The sequence below is a fragment of the Nocardia sp. NPDC050710 genome, from assembly GCF_040654375.1.
Lineage (GTDB): Bacteria > Actinomycetota > Actinomycetes > Mycobacteriales > Mycobacteriaceae > Nocardia.
The window spans coordinates 40,264-57,497 of the sequence record NZ_JBFAHV010000013.1; the positions used below are offsets into that span (position 1 = coordinate 40,264).

At 67.8% G+C, this 17,234-nt stretch carries 8 protein-coding genes; 1 reads left to right on the top strand and 7 read right to left on the bottom strand.

Translation table 11 applies throughout. From position 1 onward, the window contains the following. Positions 1-3 precede the first annotated feature (3 nt). From AB0H61_RS22035 to AB0H61_RS22045, 3 genes are read right to left on the bottom strand one after another with little or no spacing between them, the layout of a single operon-like run. The gene (locus AB0H61_RS22035; protein ID WP_357307356.1) at positions 4-6,093 is read right to left on the bottom strand and encodes an SDR family NAD(P)-dependent oxidoreductase; all 6,090 of its coding nucleotides are present in this window, start codon (positions 6,091-6,093) and stop codon (positions 4-6) included. A gap of 54 nt (positions 6,094-6,147) precedes the next feature. Beyond that, the gene (locus tag AB0H61_RS22040; protein ID WP_357307358.1) at positions 6,148-6,426 is read right to left on the bottom strand and encodes an acyl carrier protein; all 279 of its coding nucleotides are present in this window, start codon (positions 6,424-6,426) and stop codon (positions 6,148-6,150) included. 52 nt (positions 6,427-6,478) lie between these two features. Next, the gene (locus AB0H61_RS22045) at positions 6,479-7,780 is read right to left on the bottom strand and encodes an FAD-dependent oxidoreductase (RefSeq protein WP_357307360.1); all 1,302 of its coding nucleotides are present in this window, start codon (positions 7,778-7,780) and stop codon (positions 6,479-6,481) included. 298 nt (positions 7,781-8,078) lie between these two features. Between AB0H61_RS22045 and AB0H61_RS22050 the strand changes: the two genes are divergently transcribed. Next, positions 8,079-9,011, top strand: a complete 933-nt coding sequence (locus AB0H61_RS22050) for a UbiA family prenyltransferase (RefSeq protein WP_357307362.1) — start codon at positions 8,079-8,081, stop codon at positions 9,009-9,011. A 7-nt stretch (positions 9,012-9,018) separates the two neighbouring features. On the opposite strand, the gene AB0H61_RS22055 is transcribed toward AB0H61_RS22050, so the two are convergent. The 4 genes from AB0H61_RS22055 to AB0H61_RS22070 all read right to left on the bottom strand — a co-directional run bounded on the left by AB0H61_RS22055 (position 9,019) and on the right by AB0H61_RS22070 (position 17,198). Next, on the bottom strand, positions 9,019-9,705 hold the full coding sequence (locus tag AB0H61_RS22055) for a response regulator transcription factor (protein ID WP_357307364.1): 687 nt from the start codon (positions 9,703-9,705) through the stop codon (positions 9,019-9,021). Next, the gene (locus AB0H61_RS22060; RefSeq protein ID WP_357307366.1) at positions 9,702-10,766 is read right to left on the bottom strand and encodes an ATP-binding protein; all 1,065 of its coding nucleotides are present in this window, start codon (positions 10,764-10,766) and stop codon (positions 9,702-9,704) included. Before AB0H61_RS22060 ends, AB0H61_RS22055 begins: the two co-directional genes overlap by 4 nt. Before the next feature lie 385 nt (positions 10,767-11,151). Then, the gene (locus tag AB0H61_RS22065; RefSeq protein WP_357307368.1) at positions 11,152-16,662 is read right to left on the bottom strand and encodes a carboxyl transferase domain-containing protein; all 5,511 of its coding nucleotides are present in this window, start codon (positions 16,660-16,662) and stop codon (positions 11,152-11,154) included. Between the two features lie 125 nt (positions 16,663-16,787). Beyond that, the gene (locus AB0H61_RS22070) at positions 16,788-17,198 is read right to left on the bottom strand and encodes a DUF3291 domain-containing protein (protein ID WP_357307370.1); all 411 of its coding nucleotides are present in this window, start codon (positions 17,196-17,198) and stop codon (positions 16,788-16,790) included. Between the last annotated feature and the right edge of the window lie 36 nt (positions 17,199-17,234).

The window sequence follows — 17,234 nt, forward strand, 5'->3', positions numbered from 1 at the left end:
TCCTCACGCTGTCCGATCCGTGTGGTCCGTCGTGAATTTCGCGCCGAGTGCCTCGCTGATCACGAGATCGACGGCATCGAAGCGCAGCAGCACCCGGCCGGTCGCGCTCACCGCGGTGACCGTGCCGGTGGCCGTGGCGCCACGGCTGATCAGCGGATCCACCACGATGCGGAACTCCGCATCGCTCGGCACCGCGTCATGCACCTCGATCGCGCCGACCGCGGTCGGCAGACTGTTGCGGCCCGTGGTGCGGTGCACCTGGACCAGCGCGGCCTGCAACAGCAGATCGGCGAGCACCGGGCTGTAGTCCTCCGCCGCGAACGCACCGCCGAGCAGCGGGCGGTCGGCCAGTCGGCAGGTCAGCACCAGACGCCCGTCCGAGTCCTGCACCGCGCGGGTGATCCCACGCAGCGCGGGGCCGTGGAAGAGCGTGCCGTCGGCGTAGACGGAAACCGGCTGTGCCGCCGCCATATCCGGCAGCCCGGCCAGTGTCTGCGGCGCCGGGTCACCATCGAGCACACTCGCCCGGAACCGTGGCCTGCCATCGGGGTCGGTCACCAGCACCGCGGTCGCCGCGCTGCCCGGGGTGTAGGTGAGCCGCAGTTCCGTCGGCGCGCCCTCGTCGAGGACGACGCCCTTCAGCACCGAGAATCCGCTCAGACGCCGCACGATCTGCCCGGTGATCCGCTGTGCGGTACCGAGGATTGTGCCGATCGCGGCGGTCGCGGGCAGCACCGGCACCCCGCCCACCGCATGGTCGGCCAGCACCGGATCCTGTGCCGCCCCGGTGAAGTCGCGCCGCACCACCGCGGGCTCGGCCGACCGCGTCCGCGGTGGCGCGGCCGACAGTGGCGCGTTCGGCCCGACCACACACACCACATCGACGGACCGTGCGGTGCTGAACTGTTCGGTGAAGAACTCGACGCCGGTGCGCAGCGGGATCAGCGTGACCCCGCGCTCGGTGAACATCCGCTCCAATTCCGGTGTCACCATGCCGCCCGCCCAAGCACCCCAGTTCACCGAGGTGACCCGGCTCCGGGGCAACCGCCGCCGCAAGGTGGCGGCCACCCGATTGAGCGCTTCGTTGGCGCTGGCGTAGCTGGACTGGCCGCGATTGCCGAAGAATCCGGCGATCGAGGAGAACAGCACCACATGCCGCAGCCGCTCGGTATCGAGGGCGGCCAGGGTGGACGCCAGACCGGTGAGCTTGGTGGCCAGCACCGGGGCGACATCCGCGCGGCGTTGATCGGTGATCGCCTTATCGGCGAGCACCCCCGCGCCGTGCACCAGACCGGTGATCCGGCCCCGGTACGGAGCGAGCACCGCGGCGGTCGCCGCCGCATCGGTGATGTCGACCGGGAGGTATTCCGCGGTGGCGTCGGTGGCGCGAATCGCGGCCAGGGTGGCACGGATCTCGCGGCCGGCGACCAGTCCACGGAATATCCGTTCGACCTCGCGCGGGGTCGGCTTACCACCGCCCCCGCGCAGGTCGGCAACGATGGCGCCCTTCAGTTCCGCCTCGGAAAGACCAGTGGCCCAGCCGGGTTCGGGTTCGAGCGGGCTGCGACCGAGCAACAACAGTCCGCAACCGTACTGTTCGGCCAGTCCGATCGCGCACGCCGCCGTGACGCCGCGGCCGCCGCCGGTCACCACCAGAAGATCAGTGGCGGTCGGTTCGGGCACCGTATCGCCCTGCGGCAGCAGCGGATCGGCGCCGTCCTCGGTGGACGCGCGCAGCGTGCGACGGGTGCCGTCGGCGGTGATGCCCACCTCGGCGGTGCCGGTATCGGCATCGGCGAGTTCATCGAGCACCCGGGCCACCACCTGCTCGACGGACAGGTCCGGACTCAGGTCCAGCGCCCGGCAGAACAGCGAAGGCGCCTCGATGGTAAGGGTTTTGATCAGACCGGGCAGTCCGCCCAGCAATCCCGCCGCGTCAGCCGTACCGGACAAGCCGAGCAGGCCGTCGATACGACTGACGGTGAGGAAGGCCGCGCGGCGCCGCACGGCCGCCTGTTCCAGCGCGTGCTGGGTCGTATGCGCCAGTTCCAGCGCATCTTCCAGCGCCACAATGGAACTCGACCACCGAGCGGGCGCGTCCGGGGCGAGGAATACGACCAGGTCCAGCCGGTCGTCCGGGCCGAGGTCGGCACCGGTGACGACCGACCAGCCCGCCGCCGCGAGTGCGGCGGCGAGCGGTTCGGCCAACGCGCTGCCGCCACCGGCGATCAGTGCGACGGGCTCGGATGCGTAGGCTCCGACGAGCGGAGCGACCGCAGGCAGCTCGGAAAGGCGCGCCTGCATCCGCGAGATGCGGGACGCGCCATCAGCTTTTGGGTGAATCACCTCCGCCGCGTTCACCGCGGCCGAGCCGCCGATCGCGACGCTGATGAAGGCGATGATCCCGCCCAGTGTGCGCAGTTCGCCCATCTGTTCCGGACCCGCCTGCGGGCTGTCGGGGAAGCGCTCCTGCAGTGCGCCCATGATCTCGACCCGCTTGATCGAGTCGATGCCCAGATCGGCCTCGACATCCATGGAGACGTCCAGCATGTCGGCCGGGTAGCCGGTCTTCTCGGACACGATCGACAGCAGGGCGTCCTGCACCACCTCGGTGGCGTCGCCGATGACCGGGGTCGTGGCCGGGGCGCTGACCACCGGTTCGGCGACCGGAGCCGACTGCGCGACAATCGGTTCCGCGACGGGCTGCGGCGCGTCGGCGATCGGCTGGGCAACCGGGGCGGGCGCCGGAGCCGGCGCGGGGGCGTAGGCCGGAGCCGGCGCGGGGGCGTAGGCCGGAGCCGACACCGGAGCGTAGGTGGGGGCCGCCATCAGTTCGGCCTGCGTCCCCGGCTCGGGCCGGGACAGTCGCTCGATCGGGCGACGGACGGCCGGAGCCTCGATGCTCTGGCCCGCCTCCAGGTACGCGAAGCCCAGCAGCACCTCACTGGCGTGACTGTGCGCCTGTCCGATGGCGACGCTGTGGTCGCTGACCGAGGCCAGTCCGGCGACGGTGCGGTCGTCCAGCGTGCCCTGCCTCGAGTCGTATTCCAGGATGCCGCTGAGCCTTTCGGCCACCCGCAGCTGGCTGCTCAGGTATTCCCGGTGCAGCGCCAGGTGATCACCGGCCAGGTCGCCCTGGCTGCCGGGGGTCGCGAGCGCGGGCGGTGCGGCGGCGGGCAGCGGCGCGACATTGCCGTTGCCGTTCCCGCTGGCGGGGGCGGCGGGGGCCGGGGTCGGCTGCGGTACGCGATATCCGTTCTCGAGGGCGTCGCGGTAGGAACTGCGCCGCTCCTCCGAGACATAGTTGATGCCGTTCAAGGGGATCCTCATTCCTTTGCTTTCGACTACTTCGGATTCCTCGGCGCTGTACCGGTTCAGGCCGGTCAACGGCAGTCCCAGCACCGCGAGCCGCGCCGCGAGCTGCTTGAGCGCGCGGTCGCCGTCGGCGCCCGCGTCTGCGGCGAGTACCACCGCGTCCGGCATCTCGGCCAGGATCTTGCGCACCAGGCCGGACAGCACCGACTTGGGACCGAATTCGATGAACACCCGGTAACCCGCGTCGTACATCTCCAGGATTCGCGGCGCGAATCCGACGGGCCGGGACAGCTGCTCCACCAGCACATTCCGGTTCGCCGCCAGATCCGCGCCGTATTCGGCGCCCGCGGCGTCCGCGAATACCTCGAGGGCGGGCTTACCGATCGACTCGTCGGCGACGGCCGCCCGGAACGCGTCCACCGCGTGCGCCACATACGAGGTGTGGAAGGCTGCGGCGACCGGCAGCAGCTGGGCGTGCAGGCCCCGCGCCCCCGCGGCGGCGGCGAATTCCCGCACCGCCTGGGTACCGCCGCCGACCACGGTCTGTTCCGGCGCATTGAGATTGCACACCACCACATCGGGGTGCGCCGCCAGCAATTCGGTCAGGGCCTCCGGGCCGCAGCGCAGCGCCGCCATGGTGCCGCGATCGGCCGCGCCCTCGGGCAGCGTGGCCATGGCGGTACCGCGAGCCCGGGCCAACCGGTGGAACGTGTCGTCATCGAAGGCGCCGGCCGCCCACAGTGCGGTGAGCTCACCGAAGCTGTGGCCGAGTGCGCCGTCGGGAACGAAGCCGAGTTCGTCCAGGAAGCGGTACTGTCCGGCGGCCAGCGCGCCGATGGCGGGCTGCGCGAAATCGGTGCGGCGCAACGCTTCTTCCTGGGCCGCGGCGTCCTCCGGGGTGAATGCGGGCGGTGGGAAGATGACCCGGCTCAGCGGATCGGCGGGATCGGAGTGCTTACTCGCGGCATCGAAGGCGGCGCGGACCGGCGGCACCGCCACTGCGGTCTGCGCGCCCATGCCGACGTACTGACTACCCTGCCCGGCGAACAGCGCGGCGATCTTGCCCGGCACCGCCGCCGCGCGCCGGTAGTACGCACCGCCAGGCACCTCGAACGAGTCCACCGACTGCTGGGCCCGCAGCTGTTCGACGGCCTTGTCTCGCAATGTCTTCAGCTCGTCATCGGACTGTGCGACCACCGCGAGACGCGCGTGCGCCTCAGGGATCGCCGTGTCCAGCTCGACACCTCGGGGCAGCTCTCCGACCGCGGCGAGCAATTCCGCCGGCGTCGCGGCGTGCCACGCGTGCACTCGGTAATCCCGGTGCAACGCCCGGGCATCCGCGCCGGACGGATCGTATTCCTCCAGCACGCAGTGGAAGTTCGTGCCGCCGAAGCCGAAGGATGAACTGGCCGCGCGCCGCTTCTCCCGACCCGGCTCCAGCACCCATGGCCGGGTAGCCGAGTTCACGTAGAACGGCGAGTTCGGGAAGTCCACCGACTCCTTGGGCTGGGCCACATTGATGGTCGGCGGCAGCACCTTCTGGTGCAGCGCCAACGACAGCTTGATCAGGCCCGCCGCGCCCGCCGCCGCCTTGGTATGTCCGATCTGCGATTTGACGCTGCCCACGGCGCAGAACTGCTTCTCGGCACTGACCTCGGCGAAAACCTCACGCAGCGCGGACAATTCCGTGTAGTCACCGACCGCGGTGCCGGTGCCGTGGCATTCCAGCAGCCCGATCTGCTCGGGCCCGAATCCGGCATCCGCATAGGCCCGGCGCAATGCCAGCTGCTGGCCCTCCTTGCGCGGGGCGTAGATGCTCTTGAACCGCCCGTCGCTGGAGGTGCCGATGCCGCGTAGCACCGCGTAGATCCGGTCACCATCGCGCTCGGCGTCGGCCAGGCGCTTGAGCGCCAGCATGCCCATACCCTCGCCGATCATGGTGCCGTCGGAATTCTCGTCGAACGGGCGGATGACCCCGCTCTTGGACAGTGCGGGCGTCTTGCTGAAACACAGGTACATCAGGATGGTGTTCTCGGCGTCGCAACCGCCGCTGATCATCAGATCGGCCCGGCCGGACACCAGTTCGGCGGCCGCCATATGCACCGCCGCCAGCGAACTGGCGCAGGCGGCATCGATAGTGCAGTTGGTGCCACCCAGATCGAACCGGTTGGCGATGCGCCCCGACACCACATTGCCGAGCATGCCCGGGAAGGAGTTCTCCTCCCAGGGCGCGAAGGCCTTGACGAATTTGGCCGCGATCTCCTCGGCATCCTGATCGCTCAGGCCGCAGCTGCGCACCACTTCCTTGAGCACCGGGGTTTGCAGGCGAGTAGCCAGCGGCTGAGTCAGTGAGTTGGCGCCGGTGATACCCAGAATGACACCGGTGCGACTCGGGTCGTACCAGGACGAATCCGGCGCGCCCGCATCCGCGAGAGTCTGCTTGGCCACCACCAGACTCAGCAGCTGCAAGACGTCGGTGACCTCGAGGATGTTCGGCGGTAGGCCGAACTCCATCGGATTGAAGTCGACGGTGGGCAGGAAGCCACCGCGCCTGGCGTAGGTCTTATCCGGCGCGCTGGGGTCGGGATCGTAGTAATCCTCGATCTTCCAATGGGTTTCGGGTACATCCTCGATGCAGTCCGCGGCCGCGACGATATTCGACCAGTATTCGGTCAGATCCGCCGAACGCGGAAACAGCGCGCCGAGACCGACGATCGCGATGGGCGTATCGCCGAGCCGGGCACCCGGCGTAGGCGAAAGCGTTGTCTGTGATTGCATGAGCACTGCTCCTCGACGGCGTAAAACGCTGCGGCGGTGAATGATTCGCGACGCTCAGGCCGCGAGACGGTCCTTCTCGGCGACGATGTACTCGGCCAGCTCGGCAATGGTCGGGTGGTACCAGAGCGCGGTGGTCTCCAGCTCGAAGCCCAGCCAGGTCTCCAGCTCGCCGGCCAGCACGAGCGCCTCGGTGGAATCGAGGCCGAAGCTGTCGAAGAAGTCGTCCACCGACACCTCGACCGGCTCGACGGACAGCTTGTAGGCGATCTTCTCCCGCAGCCAGTTCTCCACTTCCTCGACGGAAAGCGATACGGTGACGGCCTGCTCGGTCATGGGAAACACACTCCTGATGCGGTAACAGCGAATTGTTCTGATGAGGGAGAACTCAATGTGCCGGTGCGGCGGACAGACTGCGCACCACCGCGTCGGCCGCGGCGGCACCGGAATCGAATCCGGATTCGTGGTTCCCGACGATATCGATGCCCATTTTTCGCGAATGGAAATACGAGCCGGCGAACTTGACCCGGGATCCGCCCTCATTGATGGTGTGCAGCACCGGTCGCAGTTGGCGGGCCTCGTAGGTGAAAATCGGGTGGCGGTAAGCCAGTTCGCGGATCACTCGGTCCGGATCGATGTCGACGCCGCAGTCCAGTGTGAGGAAGTAATCGGTCTCGCTGGTGAAGCACTGCAGCTCGTTGAGGTAATAGACGACCCAGGACGTCATATCGGCCGGGCCGCCCGCGCGCACGTAGTTCCAACTGCGCCAGATCGAACGATCCCCGGACATGCAGACCGGGTCGGTATGCAGGGTGGCGCGAGTGTCGTTGTAGGACAGGGCTTCCAGCATGCGCTGCGATGACGTTGGCGCGGTCAGCATGGCCAGCGCGTCATCGGCATGCGCGGCGATGATCACCTGGTCGAAGCGTCGGGGGCCCTCGGCGGTGTAGACGGTGACCCCGGTGTCGTCCTCGTCGACCCGATCGACCGCGGCGCCGAGCCGGATCTGCTGCCCGGCCGCACGCAGGTGCTCCAGCGTCGCGCGCACATAGTTGATGCTGCCGCCGGTGACCGTATTCCACGGGGCGGTGCGCCCGCCGAGGCCCTCCCTGCCGTGCCCGAGAAAGAACGCGATAATGGTGGCTGCCGGCATTTCCCAGATGCGATCGGCCGGCACCGACCAGGCGGCGGTAGCGATCAGCACGATGAATCCGTAGCGGAAGTCCTGGCTGTAGCCGTTGGCATCCAGATATTCACCCATCGGCATCTCGGCCTGCTTACGGATGAAATGCTTGGGCGATTCCCGGTAGAACCGCTCCGCCTCGGCCCACATCGGCACGAACTCCGGTCCGTACTTCGCGCGGATCTCGTTCTCGGCCAGGACGAAGTCCTCCGAGACGAAGCCGAGCCCGGTGTCGGCGTGGTAGAAGCTGAAGGTGCCTGGATGCGATTGCGTCGCCACCCCCAGATCGGCGAAGAATTGCGTCAACCGCTGATAGTGCGACTCGTTGTAGACAATAAAAGCGGTGTCCAGTCCGAGGGTCCGCCCATTATCGTGCACTTCGATCGAGTTGGCGTGACCACCGGCGTTCGCTTCCTTTTCGAACAGGGTCACTTCGGCCCGTCCACGCAGGTGGTAGGCGGCGGATAGACCGGCGATTCCACCACCGATCACGGCCACTGCGGACATACTGCCCCCAATTTCTCGCCAAATTTCAGGAATTTGATCCCAGGGCAACTCCGACCGGGATCGAGACCGACGATATCTGTTCGTTACCAGCACCCCAAGAGACACTTTGGGAACATAGGGACATGTATCCAAAGAGGTATGCACGGCCGCTACCTGGAGTTATCCGGCTACTTTCAGTGACATCGGAACCCTCACCCAACTCCTCGTTAATTCGACCCGAACGATCGGCGACCGATTCGCCGTATTTATCGAAAGATAAGTATGGACCGCGCCCAGGCACTCGCGTTAGCGTTTGTCCATGGCCACCGCCGCAACGCCACAGGCATACCCGGCACGCGCAGCAACGGAAACGATGTCGGCCTACCGCAGGCTCCGAATGTGTTTCCTGGAAGCTCGCCCCACGGTTCAGCTGATGTTCGTGCTGCGTTTCCTGGCCGCATCCGCAATCGCCGCGGAATACGGTATCGGGCAGCGGGAATTCTCCATCCGAAGTTATGCCTGCGCGCTGCTGTCCTGGCTTTTCGCGACAGTCTGCATCTATCTCGCCAACGGCATTGCCGACGGCGCGAACGACCGCATCAACGGCGTGGGACGCCCGATCTCGCGCGGCGAACTCGCGCCCGCTCAGGCGCTGCCGATCGCGGTCGGCGCCGCGGTCGGTGCCGTGGTGCTGGGCGCGCTGGCGGGTCCGATCCCGGCGTTGCTGGTGTGCGCATTCCTCACTCTGGGCTACGCCTACTCGGCGCCACCGTTCCAACTCCGCCGCGGCTGGCTCGGTTCGACCTCGGTGGTTGTTGCCGGTGGCCTACTCACCTACGCGGCCGGCGTCGTGGCGGTCGGTGCGCGGCCGACGCCGACGCTGGTCGCCTTCGCGGTCGCGATGTCATTGTGGATGGGATGCGTCGGCGCGGTGACCAAGGATTTCTCCGATGTGGACGGTGACCGCATCGCGCGCCCCCGTACCCTCATCGCACTGCTGGCCGAGTGGCCGCTGCGCCGCTTGGTCGCCGCGCTCGCGACCCTCATCGCACTCGGCATATTGGTTGCCGCACAACAGATTCCCGGACTCGTCCCGATCTGCGCCTGCCTGCTTCCCGGCGCGGCGGCGGTTGGTTACCTCACCCTCACCACGCGCCACCATCATCCCCGCAGGCTCAGTCGTCGTCCCTACCACGCCTTCATGGCCACCCAGCTCGCCGCCAACGCCGCGATGGGGTTGAGCGGGGTCTGACCGGCGCTCAGTCGGGCCCGAACTGCGTGGGCCGGGCATTGATCAGATTGGCGGATAGCGCGCGATTGACCGCGTCCAGCCGCGACACCGCCCCCAGCTTCTCGAATATGTTGCGCAAGTGCCGTTTCACGGTGCCCTCGGTGATCCCGAGTGCGGCGGCGATCTGCCGATTACTGAGGGCCGCGGCCACCCCGTTGAGTACCTCCAGTTCGCGCATGGTCAGCCCGAATTCCGTCGGCCGCTCCTCGCCGAACCGCTCGCGGGCGGAACGCTCCTCCTGCCAGGATACGTAGATGACCACCCCGGGAGTTTCGTCCGTCCGCGCGCCGACTTTGCGAATCGTCGAGAGCAAAGTGTCGCGGCTGGCACTCTTGTGCAGATAGCCCGCGATGCCGAGGCCGACCAACTCCTTGATCAGCGCCATATCCTCGTACATACTCACGATCAGCACCCGCGACCCGGGGCTGACCTCGCGTAGCAGCCCCAGCGTCACCGCCACTTCATCGCCCGGAATCTCGACGTCGAGGATGACCACATCCGGGTTGAACCGGGCGGCGTAGCCGACGCCGACCGATCCGCCGGCTGCGTCGGCCACCACATCGATATCTGGCTCCATCCGCAGCATGGCGCAGAGCGCGCTGCGCAACATGGTGTGGTCGTCGACGACCAGCACCGAAATACTTCCCTCCGTCATACACAGGCCGCCAGCACCGGAATCCACACCCCGACCGTGGTGCCTCCGTGCTTGCGCGAGGCCACGGTCACCGCGCCGGAAAGTAGTTCGGCGCGTTCACGCATGGAATCCAAACCGTTCGTGCGACGGTCGGCCTTCGTGTCGAACCCGATACCGTCGTCCGCCACCGTCGCCCAGACCTCGTGCGGCGCGATGTCGACCGTGACCACCACCTGCCCGGCCGACGCGTGCGCGAAGGCATTGCGCATTCCTTCCCGCAGGATCAGGAAGATTTCATCGAGCACCGCCGAGTCGACCCAGGACTCCACCCCGTTGACATGAATCCCGACCGTTGGTCTGGTCAGTCGCATCGCACCGACGAATGCCGTCAGCGCACCGCGCAGACTGCCGGTCCCCTCGTCGGTGCGCAGGCCGGTGGTGATGGACGAAAGTTCCTGCAGCGTATCGGTCAACGCCGCGATGGCGTCCGGGATGGTCGGATCTCCCGGGGGCAGCGACGTGGCGCATAGTTCCAGCCGTCGCATCGCCAAGCTGATGCTGTTGCCGAGTCGGTCGTGGATATCGCGGGCCAGCGTCCGCCGCTCGGCGTCGTTGACCATACGCACCTGGTTGAGCAGGAACGAGTCGTAGCCCTTGGCCCCGGCCTCCAGCCGCGCGTAGATCGCACGGTTCAGCGTGATCGCGGCGATCCCCAGGCGCCGCGTCGAATCCTGTAGTGGGGAAACGATTTCGGCCATCTCGGTGAGCACAAGCTCGGAGAGCACCCGGGCCGCGCGCACCGAGGCATCCGGCCGTATGCCGCGGTCACCGCGCCGCTGGGCCATATCGGCAATGGCGTGCAGATGTCGGGCCACGATGCCGACACGACCGGAGGCGAGCGCGTCGGCACAGTCGGCGATGATGCGCTCGGCCTGGATCGAACATTCCTGCCAGGTGACGTCGTCGGCGACCAGCGCGCTGTCGATCGCCGCCAGTTCCGCGCGGTAGCGGTCGAGAATCAGCTGCTGTCGCGCGCGCAGGTCCGCGACCGCCGCGGGGGGCTGCCCCACCTCTATTGTCATCGTGTCGATCTCCAGTCGACGGGCGCACAAGCCCGTCCCCCTGACCGCGGCGCGCAGCGGCACCACACTGTGTGCCGCGCACCCGGTCGTCCTGCTGTCGGTCAACTGATAGGTTTCACCGAACCATCAGAAGTGAACGCAGTGTCACATCCGGGACCGACTCGACCACGGCGCAACACCATCTAAGTCGTGACCATTCTTATACGGTTCTGTTAACTCGGCCACTCGAAGAGTAGGCGCCCCAATATTGCCGGACTTCCATACCGCAAAATGCCTGCAACCGTTTCAAATGAGGGGAATATCCCAAATTTCAATTAGATCGACCGACCAGTTTATGGGCGGCTACCACGACCGCTACCTCCACTGAAACTGGTTACGCCCGAACTCATTCCGACTCCGGCGAGAAACGCGTGTCCCGCATCCAGTCGTCGATCGCGGTCGCGATCCGAAAGCGCAGCTCACTCGCGGCGACCACGGAATCCACCGACCCGACTCGCACCGCCCGCTCGATGCTGTGCACCGCGTCGAATTCGGCAGCCAGCGCGGCCAGATGCTCGGCGCGCACCGCCGTGCGCTGGTCCACCAACTCGGCGGCCAGCTTGGGCTGTTCGGACACATCGGCGCGAGCCAGTCGATGTTCCAGGTCGCGGACGCGGACGTCGGCAACGGTGCGCGCGTCCACCGTGCGCGCGAACACCACCGCCGCGGCCGGAGCCCCGCCGATCACCGAGGCGAAGGATCCCTCGACCGCGAGCACCGTCATATTCGGATTCAGTGCCTTGGAGAAGACCACGAAGGCGCCGCCGTGGTAGCGGGAAATCACGCAGAAGACGATCTTGCCGTCGAAGTTCACCACCGCCCGGCCGATCTCGGCGCCGTACTCCAACTGCAGCGTGCGCATGGACTCCGGCGATCCGTCGAATCCGGACAGATTGGCAAGCACCACCAAGGGCCGATTGCCGCTGGCCACGTTGATCGCCCGCGCCACCTTCTTCGACGAACGCGGGAACAGTGTGCCCGCGGTGTAGGTGTCCGGGCCGTCCGCGGGCGGAAAACCGTGTCGGACGACGGGCTTCGATTCGATCCCGATCAGACAGACCGGCCAGCCACCGATCCGGGCGTCGGCGACCACCGCGGTATCCGCGTCGGCCATATCGGCCCACCGCTCCAGCAGCTGATGGTCCTGATCGGTGACCGCGCGCAACACGGCGCGGATGTCGAAGGGCTTCTTACGGTCGGGATTGGCGGTGGCGGAGAAGATTTCACCGACGGTACGGAACTCCGAACCCGGATGCGGGAAAACGGTGATGTCGCGGCTCACCGGGTCGGTGCTGGCGGCCCGGCGCGGCGCCGACTCCCCCGGATCGAGGTAGCTGTGCGCGTAGTGTGCCAACAGCACGTCGCGGGCCTGCGCCAAGTTCGCGGCCCAGTACTGCGCCTGCCCGTTGGGGCCCATCACCCGCGCATAGCCGCCGATGCCCAAGTTGTCCTCGGCCGACACCCCGCCGGAGAAGTCCAGCGACTGCTTGCCGGTCAGCACCATCGCGCCGTCCGGGACCATCACCAGGATGCCCTTGGTGTGCATCAACATGGTGGCCTCGGCGTTCCAGTACGGCTGCGCGCCCACATTGATACCGGCGACCACCACATTGATCTCGCCGCCGTCCTGGGTGAACGTGACAATGCGGCGCAGCGCGCGGGCCACCCAATCCATATTCTCGGTGCCGGAGTCCAGCGAGATCCGCGCACCCGCCGAGAGCGCGAACCATTCCACCGGAACCCCCAGCCGCTGCGCGAGATCCAGCGCCGCGATGATCCGGGCGCATTCGGCCTCCGATACCGCGCCGAGTGCCTTGGTGGGGTCTCCGAAGAGGGTGACCCGGCATACGCCCTCCGGGTGCAGCGAGGTCGGCGTCGACGCCACGCCTACCACGATGCCCGCGGTATTGCGCCCGCGCGGCCGGTCCACCGGGACGAGCCGGGCCGAGGCCGAATCGGAGTCGAGATCGTATTCGGTGAAGGTGCCGACCGTGCCGGTGAGCAGCGGGATCAGCTCGTACGGGTATACGGTGCCGCGCCGCCGCGCCCGTACCACCTTCTGGTCGTAGTCGTCGAGCGGTTCGAGCGCGACCTGCGGAGGTCCGTCGATAGTCACCTGCGCGCTGGAACCGGGCTCGTAGCGCAACCGGGTGATCGCTTCCCGGAAAGTCCCCTCCCGGGTGGCAAGGCGCGCCTGGACCAGCACTTCCTGCACGCCGGCCTCGGTGAACTCCGGTGCGACGGAACGCTGCCAGGCCGCGAACTCCGCCAGGTCGACTTCGATACCCGGCCGAATATCCAGCCAGATATGGTTCATATCCAGCCAGGCCCCCGCCGGGTCCAGATCGTGGCGAGCCCGCCCGATTCCTTCGACGCATGCCGAGAGCACCGTGTCGACATCACCGACCGCCGCGATCACCCCCTGCTCGTCGCGGGTCAACTCGAAGCGGCGCACCTGGGCCAGCGCCACCAGCCGCTGGTCGTCCGGATTGTCCTTGGCCACGCAGTGATACAGCAGAATCGGTTCGGGAGTGTGGATCCGCGACAGGCGGAAGTTCCGCAGCCGCCACAGCGACAGCCGCCTCCCGACCAGCGGGTGGACCCCGCGTACCAGCCGATCCTCGACCAGCTCCGATTCGGCCCGCCGGAAGGTGTAGAACTCCACGACCGGTCCGGCCACGGCCACCACGATCCGTCGCGCCTGTTCGGACAGTCGGGCAGCGATCAAACCGCGGCACAGCGCCTCGGCGCGTTCATCGGGTGAGGCGGGTGCGTCCGGCCAGACCAGGTGCAGGTCGGCCACGGCCACCTGACCGACCGGGACCGCGAGCAGTTCGGCGCGCAATGCCGCCACCAGCGCGGTGTCCGGCTGATCGGCGTATTCCGGCAGTTCCGCGAAGGCGCCTACGGTCGCGACGGCGGTCGTCGGCACCGCATGGGCCGGATGCAGTTCCAGCCGATAGTCACAGACCACGAACGGACGGCCCGCGATATCGAAGGCGCGCAGTGTGTGCAGGTGCTGTTCGCCGTAATGCCAGCGGGCAAGCACCTCCAACATGGGCTCGCGCGGTTCGAATCGGCCGTCCGGGCCGGCGAGCAGACGCTCGGCGAGGAACTCGTACATCGGTTCCGGAATGTCGACCAGCGCGGCGATCCGACGTGCCCGCTCCGGCGAATCCGGCGCCGCCGCGAGGGCGGCCAATTCCTCCGACACCCCGGCCAGCATCGCGGTTCGGGCGGCATCGGTCGCCGGACGCATGAACCACGCGAAGGCGACGCTGCGGGCCAGGTCGGCGACCGCGGGGAACCGCGAGCGTGACATCCGGATCACCCGGTCCATGATCTCGCGGGTGTGCGGGTGGTGTGCCGCCTGCGGCGGGTTCGCACCGATCCACAGCTTCAGCAGTTCGGTCACTATCGTGACACCTGAGTGAATCCGACTGGTGCCCAGGAAGATTCGGAAGACGGCGGCTTCGAGTTCGGGGGTCCGGTCCAGGCCGGCGACCCCGTAGTGGGCCAGTGCGCGGCCGAGCCCGGTGCGGAACTCGACCGGTATCGCACCCCGCTCGGCATCGAGGCTCTGCAAATAGATATGAAGTTGTTCGCGCGGGCTGTCGGCGCCACGGCCCGATGCCTCGGGGGACGCCAATTCCACGATATCCGCGAAGATTTCGGCCAGCTCGACCTCACCGGCGAGCCACTCACCGTCCGCGGCCGCCAGCGCGTCGCGATCCAGCAGGTAGCGGGCCCAAGCGTCGGGGGCTGCCGCGTCGAAGCCGAGCAGTTCGGCTCGTAGATCCGCGAGCGCACGGCGCCCCCGATCCGCCGGGCTCGGCGGCTGCTCAGGCAGCGGGATCATCAGATCGACCGGCCTGGACGGCGCCGAACCGGCGGCGCCGCCCGCCGGTTCCACCCGCGCCAAGAGCTCACCCGCCGCGACTTGACTGCCGACGGCGACCAGCAGTTCCCGGAGCCGGCCATCGCAGGGCGCGGGCAGCACGGTTTCCAACTTCATGCTCTCCAGCACCAGAACCGGTGCACCGCTGTGCACTTCGCCGCCGACCTCGACCGGGGTCGCGACCACCAGCGCGGGCGCGGGCGCGCGCAGCACGCCACCTTCGTCCCGGCTCACCCGATACGCGACGCCGTCGATCTCGACCAAGTGGACCGTGCCGTGAGTCGCCGACACCGAGCGATAGCGCCGACCGGCCACGGTGAGCACGGCCAGGTGCGCGTCGATCCGCTCGACCGCCGCGTCGAATTCGACCCGATCCGCAATGCCGTCCTCGATCACGACCCAGAAGCGGCCGAATCCGTTCTTGGCCACCGTGACCCGGTATCCGCGCTCGCCGACTCGCAGTTCGGCTGCCCGGCCGACCTCGTGCTGTACATGCGGACGCCGCCCGCGTCCACTCTCCCAGAGCCGCTCGCGCGCGCCGTGCTCGGTGTCCTCGTAGCCATCGATCGCCGCCGCCGCCAGGGCCACGCCGAGGTGGCGCTGCGCGGTCAGCTCACCGGCGGCCGCCACGCGGTCCACCCATCGAGTGTCGGCGGTACCGTCGATCACTTCGGGCGTGCCGAGCAGCGCCAGCAGGAAACTCTTATTGGTGGCGCCGCCCTCGATCACCACCGTTGTATCGGCCAGTGCCCGGCGCAGGCGCCGCAGTGCCTCGGTCCGGTCGCGGCCGTAGGCAATGATTTTGGCGATCATGGAATCGAAGTCCGCGGGGATCTCGTCACCCTCGCCGACACCGGTGTCCACTCGGATGCCCGGCCCGGTCGGCAATCGCAGCAAGGAAATTCGGCCGGGTGACGGGGCGAAATCACGGTCCGGATCCTCGGCGTTCAGCCTGGCCTCCACCGCGTGCCCACGTTCGGCCGGCACCGGCCCGCTCAGCGGAATTCCGGCCGCCACCTGCAGCTGGGCTTCTACCAAATCGACGCCGGTGGTGGCCTCGGTGATGGGATGTTCGACCTGTAGCCGGGTATTCACCTCCAGGAACGCGAAGAACCGTTCCCCCGGGTGATACAGGAATTCGACGGTGCAGGCACCGCAATAGCCGACGGACAGTGCCAGCCGCCGCGCGGATTCCTTCAGCTCCAGCGTCTGCTCCGCGGTGAGCACCGGTGAGGCCGACTCCTCGATGATCTTCTGGTTGCGCCGCTGGACCGAGCAATCGCGCACACCCAGCGCCCAGGCGCCGCCCCGCCCATCGGCGATCACCTGCACCTCGACATGCCGCGCACCCGTCACCAGACGTTCCAGGAACACCACACCGCTGCCGAAGGCCCGCTCGGCCTCCTCGCTCGTGCGCTGGTAGGCCTCGCGCAGATCGGCCTCCGAGGTGACGATTCGGATCCCGCGTCCACCACCGCCCGCGGTCGCCTTCAACATCAGCGGGTAGCCGATACGCTGCGCGGATTCGATTGCCGCGTCGAGCGTTTCGACCGACCCGCCGCTCCACGGCGCAACCGGTACACCCGCCTGCTCGGCCAGCAGCTTCGCGCCGATCTTGTCGCCGAGTCTGCGCATCGCTTCGGCGCTCGGCCCGATGAAGGTGACACCGACGCGCGCACACAGCTCGGCGAATGCCGGATCCTCGGCCACGAATCCCCAGCCGACCCAGGCGGCGTCCGCACCGGTCTCATGTAAGGCGCGTTCCAGTAAGGGCAGATTCAGGTATGGGCGCGCACTCGCCGGTCCCAGGCAATACCGCAGGTCGGCTTCCCGGACGAAGGTGGCATGACGTTCGCCGTCGGTGTAGAGCGCGACGGTTTCGACACCCAACTCCCGGGCCGTGTGGATGAGTCTGCGGGCGGCCTCGCCGCGATTGACAATTGCGATCCGGGTGAACATCTGCAGCCCTCTCGTGCACGCCTGCCCGACCTATCGTCGGCCTCTATGCACTTATAACTGTGGCGGTAGATGCACCCGGCGTCGAATCGAGAGCCCGAAATAAGTAGCGGCAGCGCCGATTCCGGCTATTCCGCGCCGGTTTCGCGGGACCGGCGCTCCTCATCGAGGCGGCGCTGCGCTTCCGCCCACGTGATCGGGAGGCTGTCGGCGGGAACCTCCCAGAAGACGAATGTCGACTCCCGCATCACCGCGCGCTTGATTCCCACTGTCGTCCGATGCGGGTCGGAGGACGCGTACCCGGAGATGGCGTCCTTGTCGGTCCACGCCGACAACGTCCAGAACGTCCGTTTCAGCAGTTCCGCCTTCAGGGAAACCCCGAGCACGCCGGGTGACCGACGAGCCTGCCGCCACAATGTCAGCGACGCCATCAGGAACCCCGGCACATGGCGCAGCGACGTCACCTCCAACCGCGAGGCCATCACCTGCGCCTGGGAGTCCGTTCCGGAGTTCACCGTAATCCAGGGAAGAGTCGGCATGGGATTGAGCCCTTCAACATGTCGTTGCCGCCGCAC